The sequence below is a fragment of the Saccharothrix sp. CB00851 genome (assembly GCF_001905065.1).
Taxonomy (GTDB): Bacteria; Actinomycetota; Actinomycetes; order Mycobacteriales; family Pseudonocardiaceae; genus Actinosynnema.
Genome location: NZ_LWLC01000005.1, coordinates 68645 through 84626, shown reverse-complemented (window position 1 = coordinate 84626; position 15982 = coordinate 68645). Strand labels below are relative to the sequence as shown.

The 15982-nt window shown below is 71.7% G+C and carries 14 protein-coding genes; 12 read left to right on the top strand and 2 right to left on the bottom strand.

Features of this window, described 5'->3' with window-relative positions; translation table 11 throughout:
- The first annotated feature begins 94 nt into the window (after positions 1–94).
- From argS to rho, 6 genes are all read left to right on the top strand, one after another.
- Positions 95–1738: an arginine--tRNA ligase gene (gene argS / locus A6A25_RS07645; RefSeq protein WP_073887176.1), complete on the top strand. Its 1644-nt coding sequence runs from the start codon at positions 95–97 to the stop codon at positions 1736–1738.
- The gene (gene lysA, locus A6A25_RS07640; RefSeq protein ID WP_073887331.1) at positions 1738–3162 is read left to right on the top strand and encodes a diaminopimelate decarboxylase; all 1425 of its coding nucleotides are present in this window, start codon (positions 1738–1740) and stop codon (positions 3160–3162) included. Before argS ends, lysA begins: the two co-directional genes overlap by 1 nt.
- A gap of 3 nt (positions 3163–3165) precedes the next feature.
- Positions 3166–4473, top strand: coding sequence for a homoserine dehydrogenase (locus A6A25_RS07635; RefSeq protein WP_073887175.1), 1308 nt, complete (start codon positions 3166–3168; stop codon positions 4471–4473).
- Positions 4470–5549: a threonine synthase gene (thrC, locus tag A6A25_RS07630; protein ID WP_073887174.1), complete on the top strand. Its 1080-nt coding sequence runs from the start codon at positions 4470–4472 to the stop codon at positions 5547–5549. Before A6A25_RS07635 ends, thrC begins: the two co-directional genes overlap by 4 nt.
- Positions 5546–6436, top strand: coding sequence for a homoserine kinase (gene thrB / locus A6A25_RS07625; protein WP_073887173.1), 891 nt, complete (start codon positions 5546–5548; stop codon positions 6434–6436). Before thrC ends, thrB begins: the two co-directional genes overlap by 4 nt.
- 344 nt (positions 6437–6780) lie before the next feature.
- Positions 6781–8832: a transcription termination factor Rho gene (rho, locus tag A6A25_RS07620; RefSeq protein WP_073887172.1), complete on the top strand. Its 2052-nt coding sequence runs from the start codon at positions 6781–6783 to the stop codon at positions 8830–8832.
- A 78-nt stretch (positions 8833–8910) separates the two neighbouring features.
- On the opposite strand, the gene A6A25_RS07615 is transcribed toward rho, so the two are convergent.
- Positions 8911–9321 (bottom strand): hypothetical protein, encoded by a 411-nt coding sequence (locus A6A25_RS07615; RefSeq protein WP_143193009.1) that lies wholly within the window; start codon positions 9319–9321, stop codon positions 8911–8913.
- A 248-nt stretch (positions 9322–9569) separates the two neighbouring features.
- Here A6A25_RS07615 and rpmE point away from each other — a divergent pair, with 248 nt between their 5' ends.
- From rpmE to prmC, 5 genes are all read left to right on the top strand, one after another.
- The gene (gene rpmE / locus A6A25_RS07610; RefSeq protein ID WP_073887170.1) at positions 9570–9782 is read left to right on the top strand and encodes a 50S ribosomal protein L31; all 213 of its coding nucleotides are present in this window, start codon (positions 9570–9572) and stop codon (positions 9780–9782) included.
- 99 nt (positions 9783–9881) lie between these two features.
- On the top strand, positions 9882–10937 hold the full coding sequence (gene prfA / locus A6A25_RS07605; RefSeq protein ID WP_073887169.1) for a peptide chain release factor 1: 1056 nt from the start codon (positions 9882–9884) through the stop codon (positions 10935–10937).
- 23 nt (positions 10938–10960) lie between these two features.
- Positions 10961–12166: an acyl-CoA thioester hydrolase/BAAT C-terminal domain-containing protein gene (locus A6A25_RS07600; RefSeq protein WP_073887168.1), complete on the top strand. Its 1206-nt coding sequence runs from the start codon at positions 10961–10963 to the stop codon at positions 12164–12166.
- A gap of 10 nt (positions 12167–12176) precedes the next feature.
- The gene (gene lpdA / locus A6A25_RS07595; RefSeq protein ID WP_073887329.1) at positions 12177–13562 is read left to right on the top strand and encodes a dihydrolipoyl dehydrogenase; all 1386 of its coding nucleotides are present in this window, start codon (positions 12177–12179) and stop codon (positions 13560–13562) included.
- A gap of 18 nt (positions 13563–13580) precedes the next feature.
- Positions 13581–14447 carry a peptide chain release factor N(5)-glutamine methyltransferase gene (prmC, locus tag A6A25_RS07590; RefSeq protein WP_073887167.1) on the top strand — a complete coding sequence of 289 codons (867 nt, stop codon included), beginning with the start codon at positions 13581–13583 and terminating at the stop codon, positions 14445–14447.
- A gap of 3 nt (positions 14448–14450) precedes the next feature.
- Here prmC and A6A25_RS07585 read toward each other — a convergent pair whose 3' ends face one another.
- Positions 14451–15101 carry a hypothetical protein gene (locus A6A25_RS07585; RefSeq protein WP_143193008.1) on the bottom strand — a complete coding sequence of 217 codons (651 nt, stop codon included), beginning with the start codon at positions 15099–15101 and terminating at the stop codon, positions 14451–14453.
- A 66-nt stretch (positions 15102–15167) separates the two neighbouring features.
- On the opposite strand from A6A25_RS07585, the gene A6A25_RS43855 reads away from it, so the two are divergent.
- A complete protein-coding gene (locus tag A6A25_RS43855) occupies positions 15168–15794 on the top strand; it encodes a hypothetical protein (RefSeq protein WP_073887165.1) in 627 nt (208 codons plus the stop codon).
- Positions 15795–15982: the final 188 nt, after the last annotated feature.

Here is a 15982-nt window from a genome sequence, read left to right as displayed (position 1 = left end):
GTCACGCGGGGTGGTCGTCAACAGTTGCCATTCCCACTTCGCGGGACGCCCATCCCGGTCGAGACCAGCGGGAACGCTTCCCTAGACTTGCCGGGTGACTCCCGCTGCGCTCGCTGAACTGGTCCGTGCGACGGCCGTGGACGTGCTGTCCACCCGCGGCCTCGATACCGCCGCCCTGCCCACAGCGGTCACGATCGAACGTCCCCGCAACCCCGAGCACGGCGACTACGCCACGAACCTGGCCCTGCAGACCGCCAAGAAGGTCGGCGTGACGTCCCGCGACCTGGCCGGCTGGCTCGCCGACGCGCTGACCGGCACCGATGCCATCTCCTCGGTCGAGGTCGCCGGTCCGGGCTTCTTGAACCTGCGGCTCGCCGCGGACGCCCAGGGCGCCATCGTGCGCGACGTGCTGAAGGCCGGCGAGGCCTACGGCCGCGGCGACCAGCTCGCCGGTACCCGGATCAACCTGGAGTTCGTCTCGGCGAACCCGACCGGCCCGATCCACTTGGGCGGCACCCGCTGGGCCGCGGTCGGCGACGCGCTCGGCCGGATCCTGACCGCCAACGGCGGTGAAGTCACCCGCGAGTACTACTTCAACGACGCGGGCGCGCAGATCGACCGGTTCGTCCGGTCCCTGATCGCCGCCGCGAAGGGCGAGCCCGCGCCGGAGGACGGCTACGCGGGCGGTTACATCAGCGACATCGCCGCCGAGGTGCTGCGGCAGGAGCCCAGCGCGTTGACCGCCGAGGACTCGCACGAGGTGTTCCGCCGCATCGGCGTCGGCCTCATGTTCGAGGAGATCAAGAAGGACCTGCACGACTTCGGCACGGACTTCGACGTCTTCTTCCACGAGGACTCGCTGCACAAGTCGGGCGCGGTCACCAAGGCCGTCGAGCAGCTCAAGGGCTCCGACGCGCTGTACTTCGAGAACGGCGCGTGGTGGCTGCGGTCCACCGAGTTCGGTGACGATAAGGACCGCGTGGTCATCAAGAGCGACGGTGACCCCGCGTACATCGCCGGTGACATCGCGTACCTGGTGGACAAGCGGTCGCGCGGCTTCGACCTGTGCATCTACATGCTCGGCGCGGACCACCACGGCTACATCGGCAGGCTCAAGGCCGCCGCGTCCGCGCTGGGCGACGACCCGGCGTCGGTCGAGGTGCTGATCGGCCAGATGGTGAACCTGGTCAGCGAGGGCAAGCCGGTGCGGATGAGCAAGCGCGCGGGCACCGTGATCACCATGCAGGACCTGGTGGACGCGGTCGGCGTGGACGCCGCCCGGTACGCCATGAGCCGGTCGTCGGTCGACTCCTCCCTGGACATCGACCTGGACCTGCTGCGCAAGCGCAGCAACGACAACCCGGTGTTCTACGTGCAGTACGCGCACGCCCGGCTGTCGTCGGTACTGCGCAACGCCGCCGACCTGGGCGTCACGCCCGGTGACGCGGTCGAGGAGCTCACGCACGACCGCGAGGGCGACCTGGTCCGCACCGTCGGCGAGTTCCCGCGCGTCGTCGCCACCGCCGGTGAGCTGCGCGAACCGCACCGCGTGGCGCGGTACCTGGAGGAGCTGGCCGGCACCTACCACCGGTTCTACGAGGCCTGTCGGGTGTTGCCGAGGGGCGACGAGGAGACCGCCGAGCTGCACCGGGCCCGGTTGAGCCTGTGCGCGGCGACGCGCCAGGTGTTCGCCAACGGCCTCGCGCTGCTGGGCGTGACCGCGCCGGAGCGTATGTGATGCGCGCGCACCCGGCCGGTCCCCGGCACGCCGACGTCCTCATCCCCTCCAACACGGCGGGCAACCGACCGTCCTCCGCGGAGCAGCTCGACGCGCTGCACCCGCAGGTCTGGCCGCGCACCGCCGAACGCGGCGACGACGGCACGGTGCGCCTGGCCGGTGTCGACGTGCGGCAGCTCGCCCAGGACCACGGCACCCCGCTGTTCGTGATGGACGAGGCCGACTTCCGCGCCCGCTGCCGCGAGCACGCCGAGGCGTTCGGCGACCCGACCCGCGTGCACTACGCGTCCAAGGCGTTCCTGTCCGTCGCGGTGGCCCGGTGGGTCGCCGAGGAGGGCCTGAGCATCGACGTGGCCAGCGGCGGCGAGCTGGCCGTGGCGCTGCGCGCGGAGTTCCCGCCGGAGCGGATCGCGCTGCACGGCAACAACAAGTCCGTCGCCGAGCTGACCGCCGCGGTCGAGGCGGGTGTCGGCGCGGTCGTGCTCGACTCGTTCTACGAGATCGCCCGGCTCGACCAGGTCGCCCGCGAACGCGGCCGGGTGCAGCCGGTGATGATCCGGGTCACGGTCGGCGTCGAGGCGCACACGCACGAGTTCATCGCCACCGCGCACGAGGACCAGAAGTTCGGCTTCTCGCTGTCCTCCGGTGACGCGGCCGAGGCCGCCCGCCGGGTGCTGAAGTCCGACGGGCTGCGGCTGATCGGCCTGCACAGCCACATCGGCTCGCAGATCTTCGACGCCAGCGGTTTCGAGGTCGCCGCGCGCCGGGTCATCGGGCTGCTCGCCGAGCTGCGCGACGAGCACGGCGCCGACATCCTCGACCACGTCACGACCGTCGACCTGGGCGGTGGCCTGGGCATCGCCTACACCCCGGACGACGACCCGCCGCCGCCCGCCGAGCTGGCCAGGCAGCTGCACAACATCGTGGCCAAGGAGTGCGAGCACGCCGAGCTGCCCGCGCCGAAGATCGCGGTCGAGCCGGGCCGCGCCATCGTCGGCCCCGGCACGGTGACGCTGTACGAGGTGGGCACCATCAAGGACGTCCAGCTCGACGCGGGCGTGGTCCGCCGGTACGTCAGCGTCGACGGCGGCATGAGTGACAACATCCGCACCGCCCTCTACGACGCCGTCTACGACTGCAAGCTGGTCTCGCGCGCCGCGGGCGAGGACGCCCAGCCCGTGCTGTGCCGCGTCGTGGGCAAGCACTGCGAGTCCGGTGACGTGGTCGTGCGCGACTGCTGGCTGCCCGACGACCTCGCGCCCGGTGACCTCATCGCGGTCGCCGCGACCGGCGCGTACTGCTACTCGATGGCCAGCGGCTACAACCGACTGCCCCGGCCCGCGCTCGCCGCGGTCGCGGACGGCCAGGCCCGGTTGCTGCTGCGCCGGGAGACCGAGGAAGACCTGTTCCGCCTGGAGGTATGAGAAGTGGCAAGCCACGAGGGCAAACCGATCCGGGTCGCGCTGCTGGGTTGCGGCACCGTCGGCACCGAGGTGGTCCGGCTGCTCACCGACCAGGCGGCCGACCTCACCGCGCGGGTCGGCGCACCGGTCGAGGTGGCCGGCATCGCCGTGCGCAGGCCGAACAAGCACCGAGAGGTGCCCGCCGAGCTGCTGACGACCGACGCCGAGAGCCTGGTCACCGCCGACGACGTGGACGTGGTCGTCGAGGTCATCGGCGGCATCGAGCCCGCCCGCACGCTGCTGCTGGCCGCGCTGCGCGCGGGCAAGTCCGTGGTGACCGCGAACAAGGCGCTGCTCGCGGAGTACTCGGGCGAGCTGTTCGAGGCCTCCGACGCCTCGGGTGCCGACCTGTACTTCGAGGCGGCCGTGGCGGGCGCGATCCCGCTGCTGCGCCCGCTGCGCGAGTCGCTGGCCGGTGACCGCATCACCCGGGTGATGGGCATCGTCAACGGCACCACGAACTTCATCCTCTCCGGCATGGACTCCACCGGGGCGAGCTACGCCGAGACCCTGGAGGAGGCGACCCGGCTCGGGTACGCCGAGGCGGACCCGACGGCCGACGTGGACGGGTTCGACGCCGCGTCCAAGGCCGCGATCCTGGCGTCGCTGGCCTTCCACAGCCGGGTCACGGCCGCCGACGTGCACCGCGAGGGCATCGCGTCGGTCAGCGCCGCCGACATCGCCGCCGCCAAGGCGCTGGGCCGCACGGTGAAGCTGCTCGCCATCTGCGAGCGTGTCACGCAAGAGGACGGCGAGGGCATCTCGGTGCGCGTGCACCCGGCGATGATCCCCACCTCGCACCCGCTGGCCAGCGTGCACGGCGCGTTCAACGCGGTGTTCGTGGAGGCCGACGCGGCGGGCGAGATGATGTTCTACGGCCAGGGCGCGGGTGGCGCCCCGACCGCCAGCGCGGTGCTCGGCGACCTCGTCGCGGTGGCCCGCAACCGGGTGCACCGCGGGCGCGGCCCGCGTGAGTCGGCCTACGCGGCGCTGCCCGTGCGGCCGATGGGCCAGACGCCCACGCGGTATCACATCAGCCTCGACGTCGCCGACCGGGCGGGCGTGTTGTCGCAGGTGGCGGCGGTGTTCGCGGAACACGACGTGAGCATCGCGGCGGTGCGGCAGGAGGGGCGGGTCGACGACGCCAGCCTGGTGATCGTCACCCACGCCGCGACCGACGCGGCACTGCGGTCGACCGTCGACAAAATCGGCGGGCTGCCCGTGGTTCGGGAAGTGGTCAGCGTGATGCGGGTGGAAGGCGAAGAGACATGACGATCCAAGCAGCAGGCGTGCGACCGGGGTGGCCCGGCATCATCCACGCCTACGCGGACCGGATCGGACTCCCCGAGGGCGCCAAGGTCGTCACCCTCCACGAAGGCGGCACGCCGTTGGTGGCCGCCGAGCACCTGTCGGAGCTGACCGGCTGCCAGGTCTACATCAAGGTCGAGGGCGCGAACCCCACCGGCTCGTTCAAGGACCGCGGCATGACCGTGGCCATGACGCACGCCCTGGCCAGCGGCATCCGCGCGGTGATCTGCGCGTCGACCGGCAACACCTCGGCCAGCGCGGCGGCGTACGCGGCCAAGGCCGGGCTCACCGCCGCGGTGCTCGTGCCGCGCGGCAAGATCGCGCTGGGCAAGCTCGCCCAGGCCGTGGCGCACGGCGCGAAGATCCTGCAGATCGACGGCAACTTCGACGACTGCCTCGAGCTGGCCTCCAAGACGTCGATCGAGTACCCGATCACGCTGGTCAACTCGGTCAACCCGGTGCGGCTGATCGGCCAGAAGACCGCCGCGTGGGAGATCTGCGACGTGCTCGGCCGCGCGCCCGACGTCCACTGCCTGCCGGTCGGCAACGCGGGCAACATCACCGCGTACTGGCGCGGTTACTCCGACTACCGCAAAGACGGCGTCACCTCTTCGACGCCCCGCATGTTCGGGTTCCAGGCCGCGGGTTCGGCACCGCTCGTGCTCGGGCAGCCGGTGGCGAACCCGGAGACCATCGCGACCGCCATCCGGGTGGGCAGCCCGGCGTCGTGGACCGGCGCGGTGGCGGCCAAGGAGGAGTCCGGCGGCCTGTTCGAGGCCGTGACGGACGAGAAGATCCTGGAGGCCTACCGGCTGCTCGCCTCGACCGAGGGCATCTTCGTCGAGCCCGCGTCCGCGACCAGCGTGGCGGGCCTGCTGGCCACGGCCGCCGACGGCAGGCTGCCCAAGGGCTCCACGGTCGTCTGCACGGTCACCGGTCACGGGCTGAAGGACCCGGACACCGCCCTGCTGGGCATGCCCGAGGTCGAGCCGGTGCCGGTGGACCCCGGTGCCGTGGCGACCGCGCTGGAGCTGGCGTGACGGCCCTGGCCGTCCGCGGTGTCCGCGTCACCGTGCCGGCGTCCACGGCGAACCTCGGCTCGGGGTTCGACGCGCTCGGGATGGCGCTGGGCGTGCACGACGAGCTGGAGTTCGCGGTGACCGGCGGCGGGCTGGAGGTGGAGGTGTCCGGCGAGGGCGCCTCCGCCGTGCCGACCGACGAGCGGCACCTGGTCGTGCGGGCGTTCCGGGCGGCGTGCGAGCTGGTCGGCGTCGAGGTGCCGGGGCTGCGGCTCACGTGCCGCAACGCCATCCCTCACGCGCGAGGCCTCGGCTCGTCGGCGGCGGCGATCGTGGCGGGCGTGGCGGCCGGTTTCGCCTTCGCCGGTCGCGAGTCGGACACGAGCGCGTTGCAACTCGCCGCGGAGTTCGAGGGCCACGCCGACAACGCGGCGGCGGCCATGTTCGGCGGCGTGGCGATCGCGTGGACGCAGGGTGACCGCTTCCGCGCGGTGCGTGTGGAACCGCACCCCGGCGTGACGCCGGTCGTGCTGGTGCCGGCGGAGGAATCGTCGACCCACACGACCCGCGGCCTGCTGCCGTCGAAGGTGCCGCACGAGGACGCGGCGTTCGCGGCGGGGCGGTCCGCGCTGGCCGTGCACGCGCTCTCCGCGGACCCCTCGCTGCTGCTCGACGCGTTGGACGACCGGCTGCACGAGCCGTACCGCGAACCCGCCTGGCCTGCGACGACCCGCCTGGTGCGGTCGCTGCGGGCGGCGGGGGTGGCGGCGGCGGTGTCGGGAGCGGGACCCACGGTCCTCGCCCTGCCACCCGATGGCGTTCTGCCGCCCCAGGTGGACGCCGAAGGGTTCCAGGTGAGGCGGGTACCCGTCGACCTGGGCGGAGTCCGGGTTGCGCCACTCGGCTGAGTGAAGCGACGCGCCGTGCCCCGGTTGTTGCACCCGGCCGGACCGGCGTCTACCCTCGGGGCCATCAGTCACCGCGCGCACGGGCGCCGGTGTGGTGCCCGGACGTTCGTTCCGGATCGCATTCCTCCAGTGACTTGGCTCTGTGCCGTACGGACGGGGTCGACGCTGGAAGGCACCCGCTCGCCGTGTGACCGAAGTCCCGTACCGGAGGACTCCGCTTTCGTGCGCGTTCCGCGCCGTCGCCAGGTCCGCCTGAACCGGGACGAAACTGCCGCGCCGCATTCCGTCGGACGGCAGGTCCGCTGGAACGCGTAGGAGGCGCGTTCCGGTCAGGAAGGACATGTGTGACCAACACCGAAGTACTGAGCAGCCAAGCTCCTGCTGCTCCCGCCGCTGCCAGTTCCGGAGCCGAGGAGAACGCTCTGACCACCCCTTCGAACGGCAGTGCCACGCCGCGCAAGCGCGCGGGCCTCTCTGGAATGGTGCTGGCCGAACTCCGTGAACTCGCAGGTCAGCTGGGTATCACCGGCGTGGCCGGCCTCCGCAAGGGCGACCTGATCGCCGCCATCAAGGAGCGGCAGGGCGGCACCTCCGGTCGGGGCAGTGCCGCGACGCCGCCCAAGGCCGAGAAGAAGGCCGAGGCGCCCAAGGCGGCCGTCGAGCCCGCGCCCGCGGTGGCGAAGGCCGTCGAGGCCCCCGCCGTGGACAAGCCGACCCAGCAGCAGCTCGACGTGGCCGAGCGGCCCGCCGCGGAGGAGGAGGGTGGCCGCCGCGGCAACCGCCGCCGCCGTTCCGCCAACCGCCCCGCGGGCAGCCCCGAGGCCCCGGCCGCGGAGGACCGGCAGGCGGCGCCGCAGGCCGACCGGCCCGCTCAGGCCGACCGCGTCCAGGCCGACCGCCAGCAGGGTGAGGGCCGCCAGGCCGAGCGCCCCGAGCGGCAGGAACGCGCGGAGCGGTCCGACCGGGGCGACCGGTCCGATCGAGGTGACCGCCAGGACCGCTCCGAGCAGCGCGAACAGCGCCAGGACCGGGGCGAGCGCGGCAACCGCGGCGACCGGCAGGACCGGGGCGGTCGGGACGACCGAGGCGACCGGGGTGGCCGCGACCGCGACCAGAACCGCAACCGCCAGCAGAGCGGCTCCGACGGCGACGACGAGGACGGTGGCCGTCGCGGTCGCCGCTTCCGCGACCGCCGCCGCCGCGGTGGCCGTGGCGAGGACGGCGGCCAGGCCACCGACACGGAGGTGCGCGAGGACGACGTCCTGCTGCCCGTGGCGGGCATCCTCGACGTGCTGGAGAACTACGCGTTCGTCCGCACCTCGGGCTACCTGGCCGGGCCGAACGACGTGTACGTGTCGTTGTCGCTGGTCCGCAAGTACGGGCTGCGCCGCGGCGACGCGCTGATCGGCGCCGTGCGGCAGCCGCGCGACGGCGAGCAGCAGCGCCAGAAGTTCAACCCCCTGGTGCGGGTCGACAAGATCAACGGCCTCGACCCGGAGGAGTCCCGCAACCGGCCGGACTTCACCAAGCTGACGCCGCTGTACCCGAACGAGCGCCTGCGCCTCGAGACGGAACCGCACATCCTCACCACGCGCGTCATCGACCTGGTGATGCCGATCGGCAAGGGCCAGCGCGCCCTGGTCGTGTCGCCGCCGAAGGCGGGCAAGACCTCGGTGCTCCAGTCGATCGCCAACGCGATCACCAAGAACAACCCCGAGTGCCACCTGATGGTGGTGCTGGTGGACGAGCGCCCGGAAGAGGTCACCGACATGCAGCGGTCGGTGAAGGGCGAGGTCATCGCCTCCACCTTCGACCGTCCGCCGTCGGACCACACCACGATCTCGGAGCTGGCCATCGAGCGGGCGAAGCGCCTGGTCGAGATGGGTCACGACGTGGTCGTGCTGCTGGACTCGATCACCCGCCTGGGTCGCGCCTACAACCTCGCGGCCCCCGCGAGCGGCCGGATCCTGTCCGGTGGTGTCGACTCGACCGCCCTGTACCCGCCGAAGCGGTTCTTGGGCGCGGCCCGCAACATCGAGGGCGGCGGCTCGCTGACCGTCATCGCGACGGCCCTGGTCGAGACCGGGTCCGCCGGTGACAGCGTGATCTTCGAGGAGTTCAAGGGCACCGGCAACGCCGAGCTCAAGCTCGACCGGAAGATCGCGGACAAGCGGACCTTCCCGGCGGTGGACGTCGACTCGTCCGGTACCCGCAAGGAAGACCTGCTGCTCTCGCCGGACGAGCTGGCGGTCATGCACAAGCTGCGCCGGGTGCTGCACGCCCTGGACAGCCAGCAGGCCATCGACCTGCTGCTCGACCGGTTGCGCAAGAGCCGCACCAACATCGAGTTCCTGATGCAGGTGGCCAAGACCACCCCGGGCGCGGACAACGACTGACCGCGTGCAACGACCGAAGGCCCGCCCGGCGTGACTGCCGGACGGGCCTTCGGGCGTTGGTGGGGTCGGTCCCGGAGGTCAGCAGGGCGGGGAGGGCGACGCCAGACCCGCCTCGGCCAGCGCGGCGGTGCGGCGGCGTTCGTGGAAGTACTGGGCGACCAGCAGCGCGGTGACCGGCACACCCAGCCCGACCACGGCCACCACGGGCACGCGCACGCCGTCCAGGAGCACGCCGACCGCCAGCACGGCGGCCAGGTACGGCCAGCGCAGCCACACCCGCTGCCACCGCGCGGCCCACTGGACGTTGCCGGAGGTGGCCAAGCCGACCGCGACACCCGCGCCGAAGACCGGGCTCGACAGGGCCAGGTACGCCGGCGCGCCCAGCAGCAGGCCGCCCAATCCGGTGAGACCCAGTACGGCGATGCTGAACAGGAAGGGCATAGCCAGCCACGCGGTCAGCGGCAGGGGACGCCCGACAGTGCACAACACGCCGCCAGTGTGGCGTCCACGCAACGTCATCTGCTGCACTGTGTAGTCCAGCGGTTACCTCGTGCGCCGAATGGTCGACCACCATCGGCGAGCGGTTGTGACGCTCCCCACCGGGAACAAGCCCGCCGTGCCCGGCGTTGCAGTCGGTGACAGCCGATCTGGCACACTGTCGGGTCGAGTCCGGCTCCGGTTCACCTCGAAGAATCCCCAACGAGGACCCGGCGGCCACTTAGGAAAGGGACAAGACGTTGAAGACCGGCATTCACCCCGAGTACGTGACGACTGAGGTCACCTGCGGTTGCGGCAACACCTTCACCACCCGCAGCACCCAGAAGTCCGGCGCCATCCACGTCGAGATCTGCTCCAACTGCCACCCGTTCTACACGGGCAAGCAGAAGATCATGGACACCGGTGGTCGGGTCGCGCGCTTCGAGGCCCGCTACGGCAAGCGCGCCAAGTAGCTGCCACAACGGCGTCCACCCCGAGTGCGCGGGTGGGCGCCGTTGTCGTCTCCCCACCCAGAAGCACCTCTCGCCAGACGCTGAGACCGGAGCAAGAACGTGACGCTGGACGCCCTGCTGGCCGAGCACGCCGAGCTGGAAGCCAAGCTCGCCGACCCCTCGGTGCACGCCGACCAGGCGGGCGCGCGGAAACTCGGCAAGCGCTACGCCGAGCTGACCCCGATCGTGAAGACCGCTCGCGAGCTGGAGCAGGCGAAGTCCGACCTGGAGACGGCCCGTGAGCTGGGCGCCGAGGACCCGGCGTTCGCCGAGGAGGCCGAGGAGCTGGCCAAGGCCGTCCCGGCGCTGGAGTCGAAGCTGACCGAGCTGCTCCTGCCGCGCGACCCGCACGACGGCGCGGACGTCGTGCTGGAGATCAAGTCCGGTGAGGGCGGCGAGGAGTCGGCCCTGTTCGCGGGCGACCTGCTGCGCATGTACCTGCGGTACGCCGAACGCCACGGGTGGAAAGCCGAAGTCCTCGACGGCACGGATTCCGACCTGGGCGGCTACAAGGACGTCACGGTGGCCATCAAGAGCCGCACCGACACCCCGGACGGCGTGTGGTCGCGGCTGAAGTACGAGGGCGGCGTGCACCGCGTGCAGCGGGTGCCGGTGACCGAGTCGCAGGGCCGCATCCACACCTCCGCCGCCGGCGTCCTGGTGTTCCCGGAGCTGGACGAGGTCGAGGTCGAGATCGACGAGAACGACCTGCGCGTCGACGTGTTCCGCTCGTCGGGCAAGGGCGGGCAGAGCGTCAACACGACCGACTCGGCGGTGCGCATCACGCACCTGCCGACCGGCATCGTGGTGTCCTGCCAGAACGAGCGCAGCCAGCTGCAGAACAAGGCGCGCGCGATGCAGGTGCTGCAGGCCCGGCTGACCGCGTTGGCCGAGGAGAAGCAGCAGCAGGAGGCGTCGGACGCCCGCCGCACCCAGATCCGCACGGTGGACCGCTCGGAGCGGGTGCGGACCTACAACTTCCCGGAATCGCGCATCTCCGATCACCGGGTTGGGTACAAAGCCCATAACCTGGATCAGGTGCTCGACGGCGACCTGGACGCGGTGCTGGACGCGTTGGCGGCAGCGGACCGCGCGGAGCGGCTCGCCGGCGGGTGAGGCGACGATGAGGGGGCGGCGCGATGGCGGAAATCCTGGTGACACCGCGGAGCGCTCCCCTCGACGCGGTGCTGGAGGTCCGGGTCCTCGACCTGCCACCGGACGAACGGGTCACGGTGAGCGCGTCCACGGGCGACTGGTCGTCCTCGGCGGTGTTCGTGGCCGACGAGCGCGGCGTGGTGGACCTGACCAGGCACGCGCCGGTCGAGGGCGACTACTCGGGCGTTGACCCGATGGGGTTGTTCTGGTCCATGACTCGGACGGGTGAGTCGGCCGGGCCCGCGCTGGTCGAGGTCGTCGGGGTCGGCAAGGTGGAGCTGGACCGGCGGACCGTGCCCGAGGGTGTGCGGCGGACCGAGGTGCGTGAGAACGGCCTGGTCGGGGTGCTGTTCGAACCCGAGGGCGAGGGCGTGCACCCCGGCGTGCTGGTCCTGGGCGGGTCCGAGGGCGGGCTGCACGAGCTGGACGCGGCGCTGCTCGCCGGGCACGGGTTCGCGGCGCTCGCGCTGGCCTACTTCGGTGTGCCCGGTGTCGCGGAGGACCTGGTCGAGGTCCCGCTGGAGTACCTCGGGACCGCGTTGGAGTGGCTCGGCGCGCGGGCGGGGGAGCTCGGCGTCGTCGGCGGGTCGCGCGGCGGTGAGCTGGCGTTGCTGGTCGGTGCGACGTTCCCGCAGATCAAGGCCGTGGTGAGCGTGGTCGGCAGCGGTGTCGTGACGCAGTGCGTCGGACCGGGTTCCAGGTTGCTGCAGAAGCTGGAGCACGAGGCTGCGTCGTGGACCTGGCAGGGCAGGCCGCTGCCGTACCTGCCGTACGCGATCCCGGCGGAACTGCGCCGCGCGGTGGTCGACGGCGAGCCGGCGTCGTTGCGGTCGGCGTTCGACCTCACCGACGGCATCCCGGAGGACGCCGAGATCCCCGTCGAGCGGATCGAAGGCGGTGTGTTGCTGCTCTCATCCGGGCAGGACGAGTCGTGGCCGTGCGCGGAGCTGAGCGAGGTCGCCTTCCGCAGGCTGCAGGAGCACGGGCACCCGCACCGGCACGAGCGCGTCGTGTACCCCGAGGCAGGACACCTGATCGCGGGCCCACCGCACCGGCCGACCACCGACGTGGTGGTCCCGGGTCCGGGCGTGAGGTTCTCGATGGGCGGCACGCCCGCCGCCACGGCCGCCGCTCGCGCGGACGCGTGGCGTCGGACCGTCGAGTTCTTCTCGGACCAATTGGGCACCTAATGTGTCGCTCATGAGCGCACACTTTGACGTCGTGGTCCTCGGTGCGGGGCCAGGCGGGTACGTCGCCGCGATCCGGGCCGCCCAGCTGGGGCTGAAGACGGCGATCATCGAGGAGCGTTACTGGGGCGGGGTCTGCCTGAACGTGGGCTGCATCCCGTCGAAGGCGCTCCTGCGCAACGCGGAGCTCGCGCACCTGTTCACCCACGAGCAGAAGACCTACGGCATCCAGGTCGACGGCACGGTGAAGTTCGACTACGGCGTCGCCTACGAGCGCAGCCGCAAGGTCGCGGACGGGCGCGTCAAGGGCGTGCACTTCCTGATGAAGAAGAACGGCATCACCGAGTACAACGGCTACGGCACGTTCCGCGACGCCAACACCATCGAGGTGAACGGCGAGACCGTCACGTTCGACCACGCCATCATCGCGGCGGGCGCGAAGACCCGGCTGCTGCCCGGCACGGAGCTGTCCGACCGGGTGGTGACCTACGAGGAGCAGATCCTGTCCAAGGAGCTGCCCGGGAGTATCGTCATCGCCGGTGCGGGCGCCATCGGCGTCGAGTTCGGCTACGTGCTGCACAACTACGGCGTGAAGGTCACCATCGTCGAGTTCCTCGACCGGGTGGTACCGCTGGAGGACGCGGAGGTGTCCGCCGAGCTGGCCAAGCGCTACAAGCGCATGGGCATCGACGTGCGCACGTCCACCCGCGTGGAGTCCATCGACGACAGCGGCGACAAGGTCCGCGTCACCGTGTCGAAGGACGGGCAGCAGGAGGTCCTGGAGGCCGACAAGGTCATGCAGGCGATCGGCTTCCAGCCGCGGGTGGAGGGCTACGGCCTGGAGAACACCGGCGTCGGGCTGACCGAGCGCGGCGCGATCGCGGTCGACGGGCGCGGGCGCACCACCGTGCCGCACATCTTCGCCATCGGCGACGTGACCGCGAAGCTGATGCTGGCGCACGCGGCCGAGTCCATGGGCATCGTCGCGGCCGAGACCATCGCGGGCGCCGAGACCATGGAGCTGGACTTCCCGATGATTCCGCGCGCGACGTTCTGCCAGCCGCAGATCGCGTCGTTCGGCTGGACCGAGGCGCAGGCGCGGGAGAAGGGCTACGACGTCCAGGTGGCGAAGTTCCCGTTCACCGCGAACGGCAAGGCCCACGGCCTGGCCGACCCGAACGGCTTCGTCAAGCTGATCAGCGACGCGAAGTACGGCGAGCTGCTCGGCGCGCACATGATCGGGCCGGACGTGACCGAGCTGCTGCCGGAGCTGACCCTGGCCCAGCAGTGGGACCTGACCGTGCACGAGGTGGCGCGCAACGTGCACGCGCACCCGACGCTGAGCGAGGCGGTCAAGGAGGCCGTCCACGGCCTGGCCGGACACATGATCAACTTCTGAGCGGCTTAGGCTGGGTCCATGACCCGACACCCGTTGCGGCTGGCCATCAACGAAGCGGAACGCCTGCTGGCCGCGGCGGGTGTCGACAGCCCTCGCGTGGACGCGGAGCTGCTGGCCGCGCACGTGCTCGGGGTGGAGCGGTCGCGGTTGCCGCTGATCCCGCTGGTCGACCCGCCGGTGGTGGACGCGCTGCACAAGGTCGTGCGGCAGCGCGCGACGCGCGTGCCGTTGCAGCACATCACCGGGCGGGCGTGGCTGGGTGACGTGGACCTGGAGGTCGGTCCGGGCGTGTTCATCCCGCGCCCGGAGACCGAGCTGGTGCTGGCGTGGGGCCTGTCCACTGTGGAGATGGACGACCCGGTGGTAGTGGATCTGTGCACGGGGTCCGGCGCGCTGGCGTTGGCGGTGGCCCACCGGTTGCCGCGCGCGTCCGTGCACGCGGTGGAGCGTGATCCCTCGGCGCTGGCGTGGGCGCGTCGCAACGCGGAGGCACGTGCGGCGGCCGGCGACACGCCGATCACGCTGCACGCCGGTGACGTGACGGAGCCCGAGGTGCTGGCTGACCTCGACGGGCAGGTCGACCTGGTGCTGTGCAACCCGCCGTACGTGCCCGACGGGGTCGAGGTGCAGCCGGAGGTGGCGGACCACGACCCGCGGCACGCCGTGTTCGGCGGGGTGGACGGGCTCGACGTGATCCGGCACGTCGTCGGGTTGGCGGCCCGGCTGCTCAAACCCGGCGGGCACGTGGCGATCGAGCACGACGACACGCACGGGGGTGCGGTGCCGGCCCTGCTGGAGACGCGTCGGGTGTTGACCGAGGTCGAGGACCACCGCGACCTGGCGGGGAGGCCGCGGTTCGCCACGGCGCGTCGGGTCGGGGCGTAGGGGTCAGGGCTTGGCCGCGTCGACCATCAGGGTGAGGCGGGCGCGGGTCACGTCCCACTCGTCGGGTGGACCTGCGGAGTAGAGGACGTACTCGACGCCGTCGACTTCCCAGAACGCGGTGGCCACCCGTTTGGGGCCCGTCGGGGTGTGCTCGGTGAAGTCCCAGGTGACGGCCGGGTGGTCGCGGATCGTGGTGGCGGTGAGCGCCACCCTTCGGTGGCCGGGTTCGCGTTCGCGGTCGGTGGCGGCCCGGGTGATGCGGTCGAGGAGCGTTTTCGCCGGGTCGGTGACGGGTGCGCCGCCGAGTCGGACTTCACGTTCGGGCGATGTCGGGTCGGTGGCGACGAGGGTCGTGGCGACGGTGCCGGTGGTGACGTTCCAGTTGGCCGGGATGGTGGTGGTGAGGCCGCCCGGTGCCCGGAGCTGACGCTGGTCGGGGGTCGGGTTGGTGGGCGTGGTGGTTGTCGTGGTTGTGGTCGGGGTGGTTGTGGTCGTGGTGGGGATTGTCGGAAGGGAAGGTGCGGCGGCGAGGGTGGTCGGTGCGGGTTGGCGTGCGTGGAAAGTCAGATAGCCCGCGGTTCCGGCGGTGGCCAGGTACACGGCGGTGAAGGTCAGCGCCAGTGGGAGGGCGCCGATCGGGTTTTTCGCATTCACCGGGCGCCTCGCCATCGGGGATGATCTGGACGGTAACGCTCCGCCGAGTAAATCGGAGAACCCGCGATGGCTGTCAATAAGCCGAACGAGTGGAGCGAACTGCGGGAATGGCTCGCGGCGAGGATCGTCTACGCGGACCTGACCGATTTCGCCGAGGCCGATCGTCGGCGGTTGGCGCGTGCTCTCACGGCGGTGATGTCGGCGTTGGGCGATGGTCCCGATGGCGACAGCGGGGCGGCGGCCGAGGTGGTGCGCGGTGAGTTGGGGCGTGGTGGTGAGGCCAGGGCGGATGACGTGCTGCGCACCCACCTGGCCATCGTGTTGGCGGCCCGGACGGCTGATGTGCGAGGTGTCGGGCCGGGCGGTGAGCTCGTCGTGGCGAACGCCCGGCAGTGGGCCGAGTGCCGGGCGTTGGTGGAGGAGATCATCGCGCTGAGCCCGCACCCGGAGTTGATCGCGTTCGCGACCGGGTTGCGCGGGCGGTTGGTGGAGGCGCAGCGGTGGCGGTGGGTGGAGCCGGATGTGGGGACGGCGGCGGTGGTCGGGTTGGCGGTGCTGGTGTTGCCGTTCGTCGGTGCGGCGGTCGGCAGCGCGGCGGTGACGGTGGCGGGGGTGGTGGTCGGTGGTGCGCTGGTGTTCGGGTTCGTGATGGCTCACCGGAGGCGGGGGTGGGCGGTCGACGCCGGCCGCTGACCGGCGTGTCCTACGTCCAGAACGCGTGTGTCCTACGTCCAGAACGCGCGTGTCCTACGTTCGCGTCGTGCGTGTCCTACGTTCAGGACCCCCGAGTTGAACGCTCGGAACGGCTCGGTGGTTGGGTCAGGCTCGATTTGACATGGGGCCCCTTACGAGCACTCCAGGCAGGCCGAAGCCGGGCAGGC